Consider the following 255-nt stretch of genomic DNA (forward strand, 5'->3'; position numbering starts at 1 on the left):
TCCCTAATGCCGATATTATTATTGATCGATTTCATATTGTTCAAGCGATTAATCGTGAAATAAATCGTTGTCGTATTCGTATTATGAATCTGTTTAAATCTAATGAAAGACCCAAATATAATAAACTGAAGCGTCATTGGAAACTCTTGTTAAAACCTGCGAACGAACTCGATCGCATGCATTACCACCCGTTCCGTCTTTTTGACAATTGGCATAGCCAATACAGTCTGGTTCAATATTTATTAGGTCTGAGTG

The 255-nt window shown here is 35.7% G+C and carries 1 protein-coding gene; it reads left to right on the plus strand.

Going from position 1 to position 255, the window contains the following annotated elements:
- The coding region (locus HHH54_RS11075; RefSeq protein WP_198618828.1) for a transposase at nucleotides 1-255 on the plus strand (255 nt) is incomplete at both ends.

It is taken from the genome of Staphylococcus canis, assembly GCF_016238445.1.
GTDB lineage: Bacteria > Bacillota > Bacilli > Staphylococcales > Staphylococcaceae > Staphylococcus > Staphylococcus canis.